The following is a 16,124-nucleotide window of genomic DNA, read 5'->3' on the forward strand; positions in this document are numbered from 1 at the left end:
TCACTCCCCACTCCCCACTAGATTAACACAATAAAGGAGAATATATATGCCTATTAAAATTCTTATCGTTGAAGATGAACCTAAATTAAGAAAGCTTATGAGAGACTATTTTAGTAAGGAAGGTTTTTCTTCTATAGAATCGGACAATGGAAAAGATGCGTTGGAGAAATTCGAAAACCTTCAGCCTGACATCATCATTCTGGATATCATGCTCCCTGAACTGGACGGCTGGACGGTAATGAAGAGAATCCGGGATACCAGTAATATTCCCGTCATCATGCTTACTGCACGAAGTGAAGAAGAAGATAAGCTTTTCGGGTATGAGCTTGGAGCTGATGACTATATTACCAAACCATTTAGTCTGAAAGTTCTGATAGCGAAAGTGAAAGCATTATTAAAACGTTCGGGGAAAATAAAAATCGAAGAAAACGCTATCTCTATTGATGCGCTTAAATTGGATCTTGCAAGCCATCGTGCTTTGCTTAACGGCAAAGACCTGGAATTATCCCCTAAAGAATACGATTTGCTTTCTTTATTAATCCAAAATAAAGAAACTGCTTTTTCCCGTGACGAACTATTAAACAAAGTTTGGGGATACGATTACTTTGGTGATGCCAGAACAGTAGATACCACTGTAAAAAGATTGAGAAGCAAACTGGAGGACTACAGCCATATGATCGAAACCGTCCGTGGATACGGGTATAGACTTTCCAATAGAAAAAAAGATTAAACATATATTTCATGTAACCTTGAGCCTATTGTAAATGTATAACTTAAATATCATGCGTATTCTTGTAGGCGCGGACGACTCTGCAATGTGGCCAACTTAAGATACCGATATTTACATACTTGAAGTTATCGGAACGGCACGGGGGCCATTCCCTACAAAATCACTTGATCTTTTTATAAATTGATATAAACTGTACTCCATAATTCGTAGGGAACGCCCCCTGTGGCGTTCCGTTTTAGATGATATTAGTTTATTTAACAGTATAATGATCTGTAAAATTTGTTATGTCAAATAGATATAAAGTGCTATATCTCATTGTGCTCTTGTGATTGAAGTAACCATTTTATCGCCCTCTATATATGCATGTAATTTTACGGGAAAATCTCTCGTATTCTTAAACTTCAAATCTTGCTCACCGTAAACGATGGCCGCATCTCTTCCCAGCGGCAAATAATGAACATCTTTGGAATGAGAATGCCGCTCTACGATTTCCATTCCTGCTTTTTCAGCAGCATTAAACATAGTACTGCTTATCTGGCATATTCCGCCGCCTTCTTCATACCCTCTTTTCCCTTTTATAAGAACAATCGCTTTTTTAAATCCCCTTTCCGGTAACCTTTGCCCCACTACTTCATTAAATGAAAAAACTTGTCCCGGTTGTAAAACAAATCCATCTATTTTTTCCGAAGCCAATGTAATATTGTGCAGCCTGGATTTACTCTGATCCAATAAGGTGGTTTGAAAATATCCTATTGCCTCATCAACCGCAACAGAGGGCTCCGGATTGGGGGCAGGTGTCGTCATTGGCGTCTGTATATAGTTAATCTCATTGTCAATATTTTCATCTGTCAAAGGCTTTTGACTCCCGGATGGCGGTTTTGAGTAAGACTCAGGTTGTGGTGTTGGTGCATTATTCGTTTTACATGCTGTAACACAAAAAATAATGAGCAATATACTCAATAAACATGCTTTAATCTTATTTCTCTTAAACATTGAATGACCACTCCATCTGTGTTTGATTTTGCAAAATAACACCTATCCTTATTATTTTACATAAAAAATAATTCATCCAATGAAATAATTTCAATTAATAATAATCCACAGCAAATTGAACTGCTTCTTCAATTCTATTAAAAAAGTATTGTTCACCGATAATATCATATACATCGGCTTTTTTAAGAACATTAAGCGGCTGTTGATTGATTCCGGATATAAGAATTAAGATTTTTTTATGCTTACAAGTATGAATCATTCTTTTAAACGCATGCAGCGCCGTTGCATCCATAGACGGTACATTTCTCATTCTGATAATTAAAATTTTTGTTTTATGCCCTAATTCTCCTGCAGCCTCCAAAAACTTATCTGCCGCGCCAAAAAAGAATGGTCCGTTTATTTCATAAATCTGAACACCTTCCGGTGTCTGAACTTTTTTACTTTCTTCTTCATAACTGCAAGCAGCTTCATCATCTTCCTCGGAAGCGTCCATCTTCATTACATTTACATTTGATACATCCGCCATACGCTTCATAAACAAAAGTGCTGCCAATACCATCCCGATTTCAATGGCTTTAACAAGGTCAATCAGTATTGTAATAAAGAACGTAACAAGTAATACGGTAATATCGCTTTTTGGTGATTTAAAAAGCTCTTTAAACTCTCTCCATTCGCTCATATTATAGGCTACAACAATAAGAACAGCCGCTAAAGACGTCAATGGAATCATTTTTGCCAATGGCATAAATATAACCATAATCAATAATAGCGTGACAGCGTGAACCATGCCCGCAACAGGCGTTCTCCCGCCATTTTTGATATTTGCCACCGTTCTCGCTATTGCACCTGTTGCCGGGATGCCTCCAAATAATGCTGAACCCATATTTGCAATCCCTTGCGCAACCAGTTCCATGTTTGACCGGTGTTTGCCACCAATCATACCGTCCGAAACCACTGCGGAAAGTAGAGATTCTATCGATCCCAATATGGCAATTGTAAACGCCGGCGCAATTAATAGCGATACTTGTTCCATACTGATATTAGGGAATTGTATTGCCGGAAGCGCAGAAGATAATTGCCCGAATTTTGTTCCAATGGTTGCTACTTCCAAATTCAATAGCTTTACAAGAATAGATGTTACGATTAATGCAATCAACGCACCGGGTATTTTTCTGTTGATTCTGGGCCATAAAATGATAATCATTAATGCCACTATTCCGATAATTGTTGTTTGTATACTGATAGTATTAAAGGATTGAAAGTAAACTTTCCATTTATCTATGAATTCTGCGGGTACCTCCCCACTTTTTAATCCGAAAAAATCTTTTATTTGCGATGAAAAAATAACTACGGCGATCCCGCTGGTGAAACCTGTTGTAATTGGATAGGGTATAAACTTAATGATGCTGCCTAACTTTAAAACACCCATTAAAATCATGATTATTCCCGCAAGAAATGTTGCAATAATCAATCCATCTATACCAAACCGTACCACGATACTGTAAACAATCACCATAAACGCACCGGTTGGACCGCCAATCTGCACACGGCTCCCACCAAGCATCGATATCAGAAAGCCTGCTATAATGGCAGTATGCAGTCCCTTTTCAGGCGAAACACCTGAAGCAATCGCCAGTGCGATAGATAAAGGCAGTGCGATAATCGCGACAATGATCCCGGCGGTAATGTCCTTTAAAAATTGTTTTTTAGTATAATTTTTCATCGTTGTAAGTAATTTTGGTCTTAGCCTTTGCAACTTGAGCCCCTTCTTTCGTATCTACAATATATTTGCACAACTCTTATAGTTTACTCCTGTGCTTTTTCAAAATCAATATGTTTGATTTGTTTATTTATAGGTACAATATATGTTTGATTTTCTTTCTGATCATGCATATGAAATCAAATACAAGTAACACCTTTATTACTTAATGCATACTATATATTACCATCAAACATTAGGAGGTTTAAACATGGGTTTTTTAGGAAATTTCTTTAACGGCGACGATGAAATTTTATTTTTCATCATTTTATTCTTATTATTATTCTTCAATGGCAGAGGATTTGGATCTTACGGATGTGCTGACAAGAAATAATAATAGAACAATAAAAGGAAGATAGTGCTGTCATATGCCTATCTTCCTTTTATTGTTCTACTATTCTTTTAACGCTGCATCAACTGTAGAACGGCCCTGCACGCCGGTCGGATTTTTCTTCCAATATTCCAAAAAGCTGCGCTAACTCTTCTATCGTTAGTGTACTATTTGGCGATTCTTTTGAATATTCTTTTAAATGACAAGCAATATGTTTAATACTATCATGCAAATCATAATTGTTGCGTTTATCATTGTTTACAATATTTATCAGATTATTCATTGTATACATAGCTTCCCTCCTATATAATATATTGTAAGCAATTTATTTTAAAATATGAGAGGTGTTCATACATGGCCGGTTATATCATTGCAATCATCATCGCATTCATCGTATTCGGCATGATTTCCAAATTACTTAAATTCGCCCTTAAAATAGCAGTCTTTATAGGCGTAATGATCTTTGCTGTTGTATTTCTGAAAAGTTTTGCCCCTATGTTATTTTAAATAAAAATGACAGCCGCAAAATCTGTTCCCGCGGCTGTCATCGCTATTTACAAAAATCTATCCTCTTATCAAGTAATCCAACAATCTTTGAGTATCTTCAGGCTCGTAAGCAATAATTTCAATTTCATCAATCTTAGCCTCCGAAAACATCTTAGTAAGCATGATATATTGACATAGCTTGGATTTTAAGTTCAGTCTATCTCCTTCTGACGTGACAAGCTCTACTTTTCCTTTACAATGTTCCAAAACATCGAAAAATTGATTAACATTAGAAATATTTTTAATCTTCAACTACAATACACCCCTTCAACGTTATATTAAAATCATATTATCACAATATTTGTAATATGTATATCAAAATTATGCCATATCCAAAGAATTTATTTTCCTTTCGGTTTTATTCATTTTTGAGCTTTCGTTATAGTCCTTCCCCTCAACAATTCGTGATTCTATTTTTGTTGCTTCCATTATTTTTTCCATGATAATCTTCTTAACGGTGCTATCATCTTCCGACAAACCAAAAGTTCCTTTAATATCCTTGAGTACATTCCCATGGTCTAGCTCAGCCAAATCAACGTCCATACACTTTTCTTCAGAACATAACCTAAAAACACCTTTGTACTCATAAAAATCTTCAGTAATACTTAAATTCACTACTTTTAATTCCGAACACAGCATATTTATTCCTCCTTAATGCTTTATTATTATATTATTATTTACCACCTTATTTATAGTTTTAATCAAGTTTTGATTGCGTATTTTTAAAAAAATTTTATCGAAATTAATGTATTCTGCTATACAAAATTTTTTTTAGCATTTTTCATGCTTTTTTATGAATTTTACATTTATTTTTATCGGTATTTCTGATAACATTGATGGTAACATTAAAATTTCTGACCTTACGAAAGGAGTGTTTTTATGTCCGAACAAATCAGACTAATCGCGCAAAGAATTAAGGAACTAAGAGAGATTTCCGGTTGTTCTATTCATGAATTGGCTCAGGAATTTAATATCTCCAACGAATTATATGAACAATATGAAAGCGGAAACACAGATATTCCCGTAAGCTTTCTATATGAAATCGCAAATAAGTTCAATGTTGAACTATCCGCCATCCTTACAGGAGATGCACCCAAGCTACATACCTATGCACTTGTCAGAAAAGACAAAGGTGTCGGTGTTGAAAGAAGAAGACAATATAAATACCAAAGCCTGGCCTATAATTTTATCCATAAAAAAGCTGAGCCGTTTTTAGTGACTGTTGACCCGTCCCCTGAAGATGCACCCATTTCAATGAATACGCATCCCGGGCAGGAATTCAACTATCTTATTGAGGGCTCATTAAAGATCATTATTAATAACCATGAAATTATATTAAACGAAGGTGATTCGCTTTATTTTGATTCCAACTATAAGCATGGTATGAAAGCACTGAACGGCAAACCGGCTAAATTTTTAGCTATTATTATTTAATCACGTTAGATGAGGTGACGTATAAATATGATGTTAGAAAAGTTTGTTAATCAAGTAGATTTTACTTCTTATGAAGATTTTATTAAAAATTTCAAAATAAATATTCCGGAAAACTTTAACTTTGCCCATGATGTTGTGGATGAAATCGCTGCTAATACGCCGGACAAGATGGCCTTGGTATGGTGTGATGACGCTGGTGAAAATGCCACTTATACTTTTTCTCAGTTAAAATACTATAGCGATAAAACTGCGAATTTTTTCAAATCACTGGGGATCAAAAAAGGTGACCCGGTCATGCTGGTTTTAAAAGGACGGTTCGAATTTTGGTTTTGTATTCTTGCATTACATAAGATTGGTGCGATTTGTATTCCAGCTACCCATTTATTGACTACCAAAGACTATGTTTACCGCAATAATGCTGCAGACATTAAAATGATTGTTTCGGTTTCTGATGATGAAGTCATCCAAAATATTGAAAAATCTCAAGAAAAATCACCTACCCTGCTTCATAAGGTGATGCTCAACGGTCATCGTGAAGGTTGGTATAATTTCCATGATGAAATTGAAAAAGCCGGCAGCAGCTTTGAGAAAGCTACGGGACAAGATATAGTTACCGCTGAAGATATTTCATTGCTTTACTTTACATCCGGTACTACCGGACATCCGAAAATGGTACAACATAACTTTAATTATCCTTTCGGTCATATTGTAACAGCAAAATATTGGCATAATGTTCAGGATAACGGGCTTCACTATACTGTGGCCGACAGCGGCTGGGCAAAAGCGGTTTGGGGAAAAATCTACGGCCAATGGATTTGCGGCAGTGCCGTCTTTGTATATGATTATGAAAAATTTACCCCAAAAGGACTTTTAGAGGTATTGGAAAAATATAAAGTTACTACTTTTTGTGCTCCTCCGACCATCTACAGATTCTTAATTAAAGAAGATTTAAGTAAATATGACTTATCCGGTCTCAAATATTGTACCATTGCAGGCGAGCCCCTAAATCCTGAAATATATAACCAGTTTTTAAAAACGACCGGCATTAAACTGATGGAAGGATTTGGACAAACCGAAACCACTTTATCTATTGCTACCTTCCCTTGGATGGAACCGAGACCTGGCTCAATGGGTAAACCATCCCCGGGGTATGACATAGATATTATCGATGAAAATGGCAATTCCTGCGATGCAGGCCAAGAAGGACAAATTGTGATTAGAACTGATAAAAGACTGCCTACCGGCATGTTTGACGGCTATTACCGTGACGCTGCGCTGACACAACGTGTCTGGTATGATGACATTTACTATACCGGTGATATGGCATGGAAAGATGAGGACGGCTATTTCTGGTTTGTAGGCAGATCGGATGACGTCATTAAGAGTTCAGGCTACAGAATAGGACCTTTTGAGGTTGAGAGCGCCTTGCTGGAGCATCCCGGCGTAATGGAAACCGCAATCACCGCCGTTCCTGACCCTATTAGAGGACAGGTTGTAAAAGCTACGATTGTATTAGCAAAAGGTTATATACCTTCTGAGGAACTAAAAATCGAACTGCAGGAGCATGTTAAAAAGGTTACCGCTCCTTATAAATATCCTAGAATCGTGGAGTTTGTTACTGAACTTCCAAAAACCATCAGCGGTAAAATCAGAAGAGTGGAACTTCGAGAAAAAGATTCCAATTAAATAAAAGAAAAGAATAAAATGGTACAGCCCAGGCTGTACTATTTTTATTCCTCCTTCAACTCTTGAGCGACGGCTTTTTTGTGCAGAAAACTAACATTCATGGTATAGATCCATCCTGCCAGTATCGCAGTGATAGGGGCAACAAGAACAAGTCCGATACTTCCGACTACTGTTCTCATGATTTCTGCAGACACAATCTTTAAGTTCATAATTCTTATAAAGCTTGAGTTCTTTGTCATAAACAGCATTAATAGTGTCAAATAGCCACCCGAATATGCCAGCAGCAGTGTCGTGGTCATAGTACCAATCACCGCTCTTCCCACATTAAACCCTGATTGTATAAGCTCCTTCACACCAATATCAGGTTTTTTCAGCATTACTTCTTCCATTGAAGCAGCTACGTCCATTGCGATATCCATGGCAGCTCCCGAGGCACCAATAATGATGGCTGTATAAAAAATGTGCCTCATATTCAGGTCCAAGTGCCCGCTAATTAAAAGCGTGGCGGCATAAGGCTCGGTTAATCCATCCAGTCTCAGTTTCATTCCAAATAGTATCGTAAGTCCTATGGTTGCGATCATACCGCTCATAGTACCTAAAAATGCAGCTAGACCTTTTCTAGTGAATCCGGCGATAGAAAAAATAATAAGAGCAGTTAGTAATGTTAGTACCATCGTACCTAGAATCAAGGGATTTTCTCCTTTAAGCAAACCAGGTATAAATAACTTCCATATAACGTATAAACTAGCGATAAAAGAAAATAACGCTTTCAGTCCCGTAATACGGGCATATAGAACCAGACATAAGACGAACGCACCAAATAGTATTAATTCCCACTGCTGCCGATCCATATCCAATGCCTTAGCATCCCATATTTGATCATTCTTCTCTAACAGTGCAACGATAATTTTATCTCCCGGTTTATAGAAATTATCCATTTCCAGATTCCCCAGCATATTATTGGTTGCCTCTGTCTCCCGGTCTTTGTATTTACCCTGCAGTACTTTTACTGTGAGCAACTGGTAACCTATACTCGATACATTCGATTGTATGACATTGCTGTTATCTACCTCTATCACAATAGCCTGCGTCTCCACTACATCTTCGATCTTTTCAGATACTTTAGTATCATCATATATAAATAGTCCAAGAGTAACTGCAATCAATATTATTATAGTTAAAATAGGTATTGCGTTTTTCATATCATTAACTCCTCTAAATAGCAGATTTGAAACCAAAAATGATTGCTTCACATAAGAAAATGTTGAATAGCTGGGCTTTAAAGCCCAGCTATCAATGTCATTTGATTTACAATATACTTTTTGCTGATACAAATATCACCAATTACTTTATTGCACCTATTTTAAAGCCCATCAGCTCTGCCATGGCCTTCGCAATTTCAGTATTGTCTTTATATCCGCCGAAGTTAGTCGCTCCAACACCTATAGCAGACATAGGAATAGCTGTACCTGAATGAGCGTAAGTAGTCCATTGGAGATTTGCTCTTTCCGAAACAGCATGGGTAGCAGCAATCGCAACCTGATTATAACTACCATAGGATGCATCTGATTTAACTTCACTGTCAACCAAGTCCATAGCTTTAATAATGCTGGCTTTTTCAGCATCAGTCAAATTATCAAGGCCAAGATTTTGTTCAAGATATTTGAAGTATTCTTCTCTATTTGCACCTTTTTTATAAGCACCGTTTCCATAACTTAGTACGTCTTCTACAGATACTTTAGCATCAAAAAGCTCATCTAACTTTAAGAAATAATTTTTCCCAAAACCTAATCCCAGACCACCGGTTTCATGGTCACCTACTATTACGATTAAAGTATCATTCGGATGCTTAAGATAGAAATCATATGCAGACTTCACTGATTCATCAAAAGCAAGAGTGTCCAAAATCGAACCGGCAGCGTCATTAGCATGACAGGCATGGTCAATTCTTCCGCCTTCAATCATCATAAAGAAGCCTTTTTCATATTTGGATAATACATCAATACCTTTTTGTGTCATTTGTGCAAGCGTCGGCACATCCAAATTACTGTTAATTCTATCGATATCATAAGGAATATGGGTATCATTTAGTAAAGCAACAACTTTTTGCTTTCCTTTCGGAGTAAAGTTTAAAAAGCTTTGAGTATCATCCATAGTTGTAAATACATTATAACCTTTATTCAACATCTCGGTTAAAAGATTTCTATCATCTTTTCTCTTTGATTTTCCCCACTGCCAATTTTGAGGAACAAAATGTCTAAATCCACCACCAGCTATAAAATCTACACCACTCGCAGCAATATCTTCTGCAATTTCATTCTCATTATCTCTATTTACATTATGAGAAGCAAACGCAGCAGGTGTTGCGTGAGTGATTCTTGTAGTAGAAATCAGCCCTGTACCCATTCCTTTTTCTTCAGCAGTTTCCATAAGCGTTTTAGTTCTTGTTCCATCAGGAAGCATCGAAATGATTCCGTTATTAGTTTTCATCCCCGTTGCCAGAGCAGTCCCAGCTGCTGCGGAGTCAGTAACCAGGGTATCACTTGAATGAGTAGTATTGATACCGGCTACCGGAAATGTGTTCATTAATAATTTCGTATTTTTGTCTCCGTTTTTTTCTTGTAAATAAAACTCTGCTACCTGTCTTTGAGCTGCACCAAGGCCATCACCGATAAAATAGAACACGTACTTAGGAGCTTTAGACGCTGCCAACCCGGTACCTGCAGGTATAAAGCAAGCTGCTGCAAATAGTACAAGAACAAGAGCTGCTGCTACTCTAGAAAATACATTTCTCTTAAACATTGAATAACCTCCTTAAAATTATGATCGTTTTCTTGTCCTAACAACTACCAAATATATACCAGCGTTGTTAAGACAAAATTACTGTTTTGTTAATGAATGTTAATGAAATGTTAAAATTATGTATTTCCCAAATATAACGTTTTTCATGGCTATATCCCCTTTCTCATTCCTATGCAGAAAGACCCGGCTTATTTTTATGATGGTAAATGACGTCTTCATAGTCGCCGATTAAGGTATCAAATACGTTTTTCCATGACTTGCTCATCGCATATCTACGTGCCTCTTGCCCCATCTGTAATCGTAATTCCTCATTTTCAATCAGCTTTGCAGCTGCCTCTGTAAATTCTTTTACATTTCGCGGACTGCACATTAATCCGTTATATCCGTCAATTAAATTATCTTTGATGCCTCCGGCAGCCACACTCACTATCGGAACCCCAGATGCCATAGACTCCATAATAACATTACCAAAGGTCTCTGTGGTTGAAGGAAACATGAATATATCGGCGGATGCATAGATCTGTGCCAATTCTTCACCCTGCTTGTAGCCGGTAAATATAACGTTGTCCGGCGCTTGTGATTTGTACTGCTGAAGCATAGGTCCGTCACCGGTAATTAGAAGACTGATTTTACTATAGTAGTTTACATTCAGGTTTTTTAAGCTTTGAAATAAAATGTCAAGATCTTTCTCGAAAGATACCCTGCCAACGTAAAGCAGTACTATTTTATCATCTACGCCTAAGCTCTTTCTAAATAAACGACTCCTAAAATCTGGCTGAAATACTTGACAATCTATCCCCCGGCTCCAAATTCCTAAATTCATAATCCCTTTATTAGACAGCATCTTTCTTGTTTCATTGGAAGGACAAAGATTCTTATGACAGCTGTTGTGAAACCATCGCATATATTCCCATAACCATTGATCTAAAAAGCCAAGATTGTAATAATCAAGATATTGATTAAAGTTAGTATGATAAGAAGAAAGAATAGGAATATTATTGGTTCTGCCATATTGAAGTCCGGCAAGTCCCATATTGAATTCAGTAACAATATGAATCAGATCAGGATTAAAATCCTTTAACTTTTTATTCATTCTGAAAAAATTCGGAATGGAGATTCTACATTCCGGGTATAAGAAAAACTTGAAGCTTAGAAATCTTTCAACATTATATTTAAAGTAATCCTCTTCCTCATGGTCAGGTGCCAGTACCAAATGCTCTATGCCTTTTTGATCCAGATATGCGATAAGCCTTGCAAGTGTTTTGGTAACACCATTAATTTGAGGTAAAAAGGTATCTGTAAAAAATGCTACTTTCATCATCCCACCTCACATCACTTGAATAAATAAGAATAGCTTATGAACATAAAACGCAGATGCGAACCCTAATAATGTCCCAATTAAAACATCCGTCGGATAATGTACTCCCAAATACATCCTTGATATTCCTACCAAACCGGCGGCTGACAGTGCTAGTACCGTAAATCCGGGAAAAAGAAATGCTATCGATCCTGCAATTGAAAATGCTGCGGTAGTATGACCGGAAGGAAACGAATAACTATAGAGCCGGATATCAAAAGTATTTACATCATTGAGTACTTGATGAGGTCTTAACCTGTTTATAATCTTTTTCATGATTTGCACAATAATATGACTGGCTGTCAATGAAGCAGCGATCTCCCATCCCGGGCCGGTAATACTGCCTTTACTCAAGATGATTATTAGCAGCGCAAAGGATATTGTAACTGCAGCGCTGCCCAGATGTGTAATAACAGGCATGATCTTGTCAAACAACTTACACTTGACACCTTCATTAATCATAAAGAACAATCTGATATCTTCCTTTTGAATATATCTTATAAACCTACTCACATCTTCTCCCCCTTATATATCAGTGGTAGCTACTATAAAGGTACTATTTTAATTTTAAAAAGATGCTATGCGCCTGTTAAGATCATGTTAATAAATGGTTAAAACTTAATAAAGCCGGAAATCGCTTCCGGCTTTTCATGCTTCTATCCGCCTTCCCCACCACCAAAAATAGTTGCTCCTGCCTCGAAAGTAAGCGTAAAATTAAGGGTAGTCGTCGGATTAATATATATGGTAAGTTCTGCTGCAGTGGCTACTCGTCGTGTGCCTGGAGAAAATGCCACATCAAAAGGAATACCTGCTTTTATCAGAAGTGCGATGGCAGCATTTAATTGGGCAATCTGAACAGTATCTCTACTTAGAAGAGCTAAGAAAATATCACTTGTTAATATTGCCATGACTTCCCTGTTAAACTCAGCCATCCCATCTACCTACTTTCTGTATTCTTACAATATTTATTATATGAAAATAACAGAAAATAGTGATTTCTAAGCAAATGAGCTTTTAACAAATCGCAAATGCGCGCCCCTACCAGCACGCTATGATAAAATTTTGCGCAAAATATCTTGTAAAAAACAAAAAAAGGCAATGAAATGCTTCATTACCTTCTTCGCCCGATCATATGATATTGTCCATTGTCCAATGTACATTGTCCATTATTAACTATTCACTATTCATTATTAACTATTAGCTTCTCCGCGGTTTCGGCCCAAAGTACTGGTGTAAATCGCATTTTATCATTCCATTATATAGCTTCCGTTTTTTATCTGCATTCTTTCCAAAAAATTTCTCAAACTGCTCATAGGATGTTAGAATATAATATGACCATGTATCAAGCTTTTTGAATACTTGACCCATTTGTTTATAAATCTGCTGTATTTCTTTTATATCTCCCAAACGTTCTCCATAGGGCGGATTACATATGATACATCCATATTCTCCTTGAACTTTCAGCCCTGATACCGGACACTTGTCAAATGTAATATACTCCTCCACTCCTGCCAAAGAAGCGTTTTCTTTTGATAATTCTACCGCTTTCCCATCGATATCCGCTCCATAAATATGAAAATCTGCATCTGTTTTAATGCGGTCATGGGCTTCCCTTCTTGCTTCCCACCATAAATTCTTTGGTATCCTCTGCCACTGTTGTGCGATAAATTCTCTTTCCAATCCCGGCGCGATATTCGCTCCGATTAGTGCCGCTTCTATAGGAATTGTCCCTGAACCGCAGAAAGGATCGACGAATGCTTTACCCGGTCTCCATACACTTAACATCACCATGGCTGCTGCCAGTGTTTCTCTAAGCGGCGCTTCATTTGCGTTTTCTCTGTATCCTCTTTTATGCAGACCTTCTCCGCTGGTATCCAGCATTAACGTTACTTTATCTTTTAGTAATGAAAATTGGATTTGATAACGCGACCCTTTTTCTTCGAACCATGAGGTATTATACTTCTGCTTCAGCTTTTCTACAACTGCTTTCTTAATAATTGATTGGCAGTCGGGAACACTAAAAAGGGTTGACTTTAAAGAATGGCCTTTTACCGGAAACTCCCCATTCTCCGGAATCCATTCATGCCACGGCAGCGCTTTAGTGCCTTCGAAAAGGGCATCAAATGTTGTTGCTTGAAACTCCCCGACTTTTATTAATACTCGTTCCGCGGTACGAAGCCATAGATTGGATTTGCACACCGCCATCTCATCACCAACAAAGGTAACTCTTCCATCTTCTACTGCAGATGTTTCGTATCCCAGATTTCTTATTTCTTTCGCTGTCAATGCTTCCAATCCGAAAAGTGTTGGAGCAATGAGTTCAAATTGTGTCATATTATTTCTCCTTAAGTTCATGTTGTATGTAAAAGTATAATGTTACTGATATAGTTTTTCTAATTATAATATTATCTAATTAGTATTTCAAGAATACAAAACCACTTTATTTATTATATCCCTAATCAATAATAAAAACCTTCGAATGAAACTTCAAAGGTTTTTATCCAATATTCTAACTATTAACTATTCTCTAAGCCGTACTTGCTTTCATATTCGTCGTACAACTGCCTGTATTCTTGTGTTTTGTTTTGATGCACATGTTTTAAATATTCATGCGGGTCGAAATCCGTTCTGGAAGAATGGAGCTGTTCCACCGCTATTCCGATATTCGAACAATGGTCCGCAATTCTCTCAAGATTATTTACAATATCAAGGAATATAACACCTGATTTCAAACTGCACTTTTGCTGTGATAATCGGTCAATATGCCTTACACGCAGCGTTTCTTTCAGCAAATCAATGACATCTTCACAGGGTTGAATTCTTTTAGCCAATTCTACATCTTGACTTTCATATGCACGTATGGACAAATCCACAATTTCCTTTACCGCGTCGGTAATAATAGTGAGTTCCTGTTTTGCCAACTCAGAAAATTCAATGTCCTCTTGAATAATATATGCAGCCATTTCTCCCAAATTAACGGCATGGTCACCAATACGCTCAATATCAGTAATAACATGGAATAAGCCGGATACCAACTTATTTTCTTCTTTACTTAATGGTTCATCGGCAATTTTTATAAGATACTGAGTGATATTTGATTCCATCTCATCAATTGCATTTTCATTATCATCTATGGTCCCGATAGTGTTTGTGGATCTTTCCATGATGGCATCCATACCCAGCAGTACATTATTCTGTGCCATCCTGCTCATACGAATGACTTCTTTTACCGTTTGGGATACCGCAACGGATGGAGTTGTAAGAAATCTTTCATCCAAGTTCTTCTGACCCCTGTTTTCTTCTTTTCCTCTCACAGTCATGTGTGCAAGCTTTACTAAGAGTCCCGCAAATGGAAGAAGCAGCACTGTATTCGCAATATTAAATACTGTATGGAAATCTGCAATACCACCGCGATTGACCGTATCATTCCAGAAGGAAAATCCTACTGTGTTTTGAAAGGTGTAGATCACTACTAAGAAAACCCCTGTCCCTACAGTATTAAAAAACAGATGAATCATTGCCGCCTTTTTCGCATTTTTATTGGCACCAATACTTGACAGCAATGCTGTGACGCATGTTCCAATATTTTGTCCCAAAATAATAGGTATCGCAGAAGAAAAGGTTACCAACCCGGTGGAAGCCACTGCCTGCAAAATCCCTACCGAGGCACTACTACTCTGTATTACTGCCGTCACACCGGCACCAATCAAAACACCTAAAATCGGATTTCTAAACGCAACAAATGCTTCTTTAAATTGGGGTAAATCTCTTAAATGCTCAACAGCAGACTCCATTGTTCCCATACCAATAAACAATATACCAAAACCTGCCAATATAGCACCTATATTGTTTAGCTTCTTTTTTTTGCTAAACATGATAAACGCTACTCCTAAAGCGATTGCTAAAGGTGCCAGAGTCTTTGGTTTTAAAATCATGAGATACCATACATTCTTATCGATATCTCCAAGCCTTATAATCTGTGATGTTACTGTTGTTCCGATGTTAGCCCCCATAATTACTCCTACAGCCTGTGTTAGCTTCATCACGCCTGCATTAACGAAACCAACCACCATAACCGTAGTAGCACTACTACTCTGAACAAGAGCCGTAACTACCGTACCTACAATTACGCTTTTAAAAAGATTACTGGTCATCGCCTCGATAATTTTTTGCATTCTTTCTCCTGCTGCTTGTTCCAAGCCGTCTCCCATGATCTTCATTCCATAGAGGAATAAACCTAGACCGCCAAATAGCGTAAGTAAATCAATAAAACTCATAAATTACCCCCTGAAAGATTTTACATTCACTTTACATTCACTTTACATTCATTTTACATTCATTTTACATTCATTTTACATAAATATTATACCCAATTAACAATTTTAACATAGTTTTAGCATTGTTGAAAGTCTTTTTTCGACAAAAAATTGTAAAAGTTTTTGAGCATAAAAAAAGTGAGGTATTTTTCATACCTCACTTTTTTTAT

Annotated in this window: 17 protein-coding genes; 5 read left to right on the forward strand and 12 right to left on the reverse strand. The window is 37.1% G+C overall.

The features are described 5' to 3' along the window. Positions 1-46 precede the first annotated feature (46 nt). Entirely contained in the window at positions 47-730 is a 684-nt protein-coding gene (locus QKW49_RS05925; protein ID WP_282866629.1) for a response regulator transcription factor, read from the forward strand. 312 nt (positions 731-1,042) lie between these two features. Here the strand turns inward: QKW49_RS05925 and QKW49_RS05930 are convergent, their stop codons facing one another. Together QKW49_RS05930 and sulP are read right to left on the reverse strand one after the other, a co-directional pair. Next, positions 1,043-1,723: a VanW family protein gene (locus QKW49_RS05930; RefSeq protein ID WP_282866631.1), complete on the reverse strand. Its 681-nt coding sequence runs from the start codon at positions 1,721-1,723 to the stop codon at positions 1,043-1,045. A gap of 94 nt (positions 1,724-1,817) precedes the next feature. Next, on the reverse strand, positions 1,818-3,446 hold the full coding sequence (gene sulP, locus QKW49_RS05935; protein WP_349239125.1) for a sulfate permease: 1,629 nt from the start codon (positions 3,444-3,446) through the stop codon (positions 1,818-1,820). 247 nt (positions 3,447-3,693) lie between these two features. Between sulP and QKW49_RS05940 the strand changes: the two genes are divergently transcribed. Next, the gene (locus QKW49_RS05940; RefSeq protein WP_282866633.1) at positions 3,694-3,816 is read left to right on the forward strand and encodes a hypothetical protein; all 123 of its coding nucleotides are present in this window, start codon (positions 3,694-3,696) and stop codon (positions 3,814-3,816) included. Positions 3,817-3,895: 79 nt separating this feature from the next. Here the strand turns inward: QKW49_RS05940 and QKW49_RS05945 are convergent, their stop codons facing one another. Then, a complete protein-coding gene (locus QKW49_RS05945) occupies positions 3,896-4,105 on the reverse strand; it encodes a hypothetical protein (RefSeq protein WP_282866634.1) in 210 nt (69 codons plus the stop codon). A 62-nt stretch (positions 4,106-4,167) separates the two neighbouring features. Here QKW49_RS05945 and QKW49_RS05950 point away from each other — a divergent pair, with 62 nt between their 5' ends. Beyond that, positions 4,168-4,320, forward strand: a complete 153-nt coding sequence (locus QKW49_RS05950; protein WP_282866635.1) for a hypothetical protein — start codon at positions 4,168-4,170, stop codon at positions 4,318-4,320. Positions 4,321-4,377: 57 nt separating this feature from the next. On the opposite strand, the gene QKW49_RS05955 is transcribed toward QKW49_RS05950, so the two are convergent. Continuing rightward, positions 4,378-4,611, reverse strand: a complete 234-nt coding sequence (locus tag QKW49_RS05955) for a polya polymerase (RefSeq protein ID WP_282866636.1) — start codon at positions 4,609-4,611, stop codon at positions 4,378-4,380. A 69-nt stretch (positions 4,612-4,680) separates the two neighbouring features. Then, on the reverse strand, positions 4,681-4,998 hold the full coding sequence (locus QKW49_RS05960) for a hypothetical protein (RefSeq protein WP_282866637.1): 318 nt from the start codon (positions 4,996-4,998) through the stop codon (positions 4,681-4,683). Positions 4,999-5,238: 240 nt separating this feature from the next. Between QKW49_RS05960 and QKW49_RS05965 the strand changes: the two genes are divergently transcribed. Together QKW49_RS05965 and QKW49_RS05970 are read left to right on the forward strand one after the other, a co-directional pair. Beyond that, positions 5,239-5,793, forward strand: a complete 555-nt coding sequence (locus tag QKW49_RS05965; protein ID WP_282866638.1) for an XRE family transcriptional regulator — start codon at positions 5,239-5,241, stop codon at positions 5,791-5,793. 30 nt (positions 5,794-5,823) lie between these two features. Further along, complete coding sequence (locus QKW49_RS05970; RefSeq protein ID WP_282868074.1) at positions 5,824-7,479, forward strand: AMP-binding protein; 1,656 nt, start codon at positions 5,824-5,826, stop codon at positions 7,477-7,479. A gap of 44 nt (positions 7,480-7,523) precedes the next feature. Here QKW49_RS05970 and QKW49_RS05975 read toward each other — a convergent pair whose 3' ends face one another. The 7 genes from QKW49_RS05975 to QKW49_RS06005 form a co-directional block, all read right to left on the reverse strand. Continuing rightward, positions 7,524-8,681 (reverse strand): YibE/F family protein, encoded by a 1,158-nt coding sequence (locus QKW49_RS05975; RefSeq protein ID WP_282866639.1) that lies wholly within the window; start codon positions 8,679-8,681, stop codon positions 7,524-7,526. A 142-nt stretch (positions 8,682-8,823) separates the two neighbouring features. After that, positions 8,824-10,281 carry an alkaline phosphatase gene (locus QKW49_RS05980; RefSeq protein WP_282866640.1) on the reverse strand — a complete coding sequence of 486 codons (1,458 nt, stop codon included), beginning with the start codon at positions 10,279-10,281 and terminating at the stop codon, positions 8,824-8,826. 169 nt (positions 10,282-10,450) lie between these two features. After that, positions 10,451-11,599, reverse strand: a complete 1,149-nt coding sequence (locus QKW49_RS05985; protein ID WP_282866641.1) for a glycosyltransferase family 1 protein — start codon at positions 11,597-11,599, stop codon at positions 10,451-10,453. A 9-nt stretch (positions 11,600-11,608) separates the two neighbouring features. Then, complete coding sequence (locus QKW49_RS05990) at positions 11,609-12,151, reverse strand: phosphatase PAP2 family protein (RefSeq protein WP_282866642.1); 543 nt, start codon at positions 12,149-12,151, stop codon at positions 11,609-11,611. 143 nt (positions 12,152-12,294) lie between these two features. Then, positions 12,295-12,570, reverse strand: a complete 276-nt coding sequence (locus QKW49_RS05995) for a hypothetical protein (RefSeq protein ID WP_282866643.1) — start codon at positions 12,568-12,570, stop codon at positions 12,295-12,297. A 265-nt stretch (positions 12,571-12,835) separates the two neighbouring features. Then, entirely contained in the window at positions 12,836-13,972 is a 1,137-nt protein-coding gene (locus tag QKW49_RS06000; protein WP_282866644.1) for a class I SAM-dependent RNA methyltransferase, read from the reverse strand. Positions 13,973-14,154: 182 nt separating this feature from the next. Beyond that, the gene (locus QKW49_RS06005; RefSeq protein ID WP_282866645.1) at positions 14,155-15,915 is read right to left on the reverse strand and encodes a Na/Pi cotransporter family protein; all 1,761 of its coding nucleotides are present in this window, start codon (positions 15,913-15,915) and stop codon (positions 14,155-14,157) included. Positions 15,916-16,124 lie beyond the last annotated feature (209 nt).

Source organism: Petroclostridium sp. X23 (genome assembly GCF_030013905.1).
Classification (GTDB): Bacteria; Bacillota; Clostridia; order SK-Y3; family SK-Y3; genus X23.

Coding starts and splice junctions, on each gene's coding strand:
- QKW49_RS05925 (WP_282866629.1), top strand. CDS start 47: ATGCCTATTAAAATTCTTATCGTTGAAGATGAACCTAAATTAAGAAAG.
- QKW49_RS05930 (WP_282866631.1), bottom strand. CDS start 1,723: ATGTTTAAGAGAAATAAGATTAAAGCATGTTTATTGAGTATATTGCTC.
- sulP (WP_349239125.1), bottom strand. CDS start 3,446: ATGAAAAATTATACTAAAAAACAATTTTTAAAGGACATTACCGCCGGG.
- QKW49_RS05940 (WP_282866633.1), top strand. CDS start 3,694: ATGGGTTTTTTAGGAAATTTCTTTAACGGCGACGATGAAATTTTATTT.
- QKW49_RS05945 (WP_282866634.1), bottom strand. CDS start 4,105: ATGTATACAATGAATAATCTGATAAATATTGTAAACAATGATAAACGC.
- QKW49_RS05950 (WP_282866635.1), top strand. CDS start 4,168: ATGGCCGGTTATATCATTGCAATCATCATCGCATTCATCGTATTCGGC.
- QKW49_RS05960 (WP_282866637.1), bottom strand. CDS start 4,998: ATGCTGTGTTCGGAATTAAAAGTAGTGAATTTAAGTATTACTGAAGAT.
- QKW49_RS05965 (WP_282866638.1), top strand. CDS start 5,239: ATGTCCGAACAAATCAGACTAATCGCGCAAAGAATTAAGGAACTAAGA.
- QKW49_RS05970 (WP_282868074.1), top strand. CDS start 5,824: ATGTTAGAAAAGTTTGTTAATCAAGTAGATTTTACTTCTTATGAAGAT.
- QKW49_RS05975 (WP_282866639.1), bottom strand. CDS start 8,681: ATGAAAAACGCAATACCTATTTTAACTATAATAATATTGATTGCAGTT.
- QKW49_RS05980 (WP_282866640.1), bottom strand. CDS start 10,281: ATGTTTAAGAGAAATGTATTTTCTAGAGTAGCAGCAGCTCTTGTTCTT.
- QKW49_RS05985 (WP_282866641.1), bottom strand. CDS start 11,599: ATGAAAGTAGCATTTTTTACAGATACCTTTTTACCTCAAATTAATGGT.
- QKW49_RS05995 (WP_282866643.1), bottom strand. CDS start 12,570: ATGGCTGAGTTTAACAGGGAAGTCATGGCAATATTAACAAGTGATATT.
- QKW49_RS06000 (WP_282866644.1), bottom strand. CDS start 13,972: ATGACACAATTTGAACTCATTGCTCCAACACTTTTCGGATTGGAAGCA.
- QKW49_RS06005 (WP_282866645.1), bottom strand. CDS start 15,915: ATGAGTTTTATTGATTTACTTACGCTATTTGGCGGTCTAGGTTTATTC.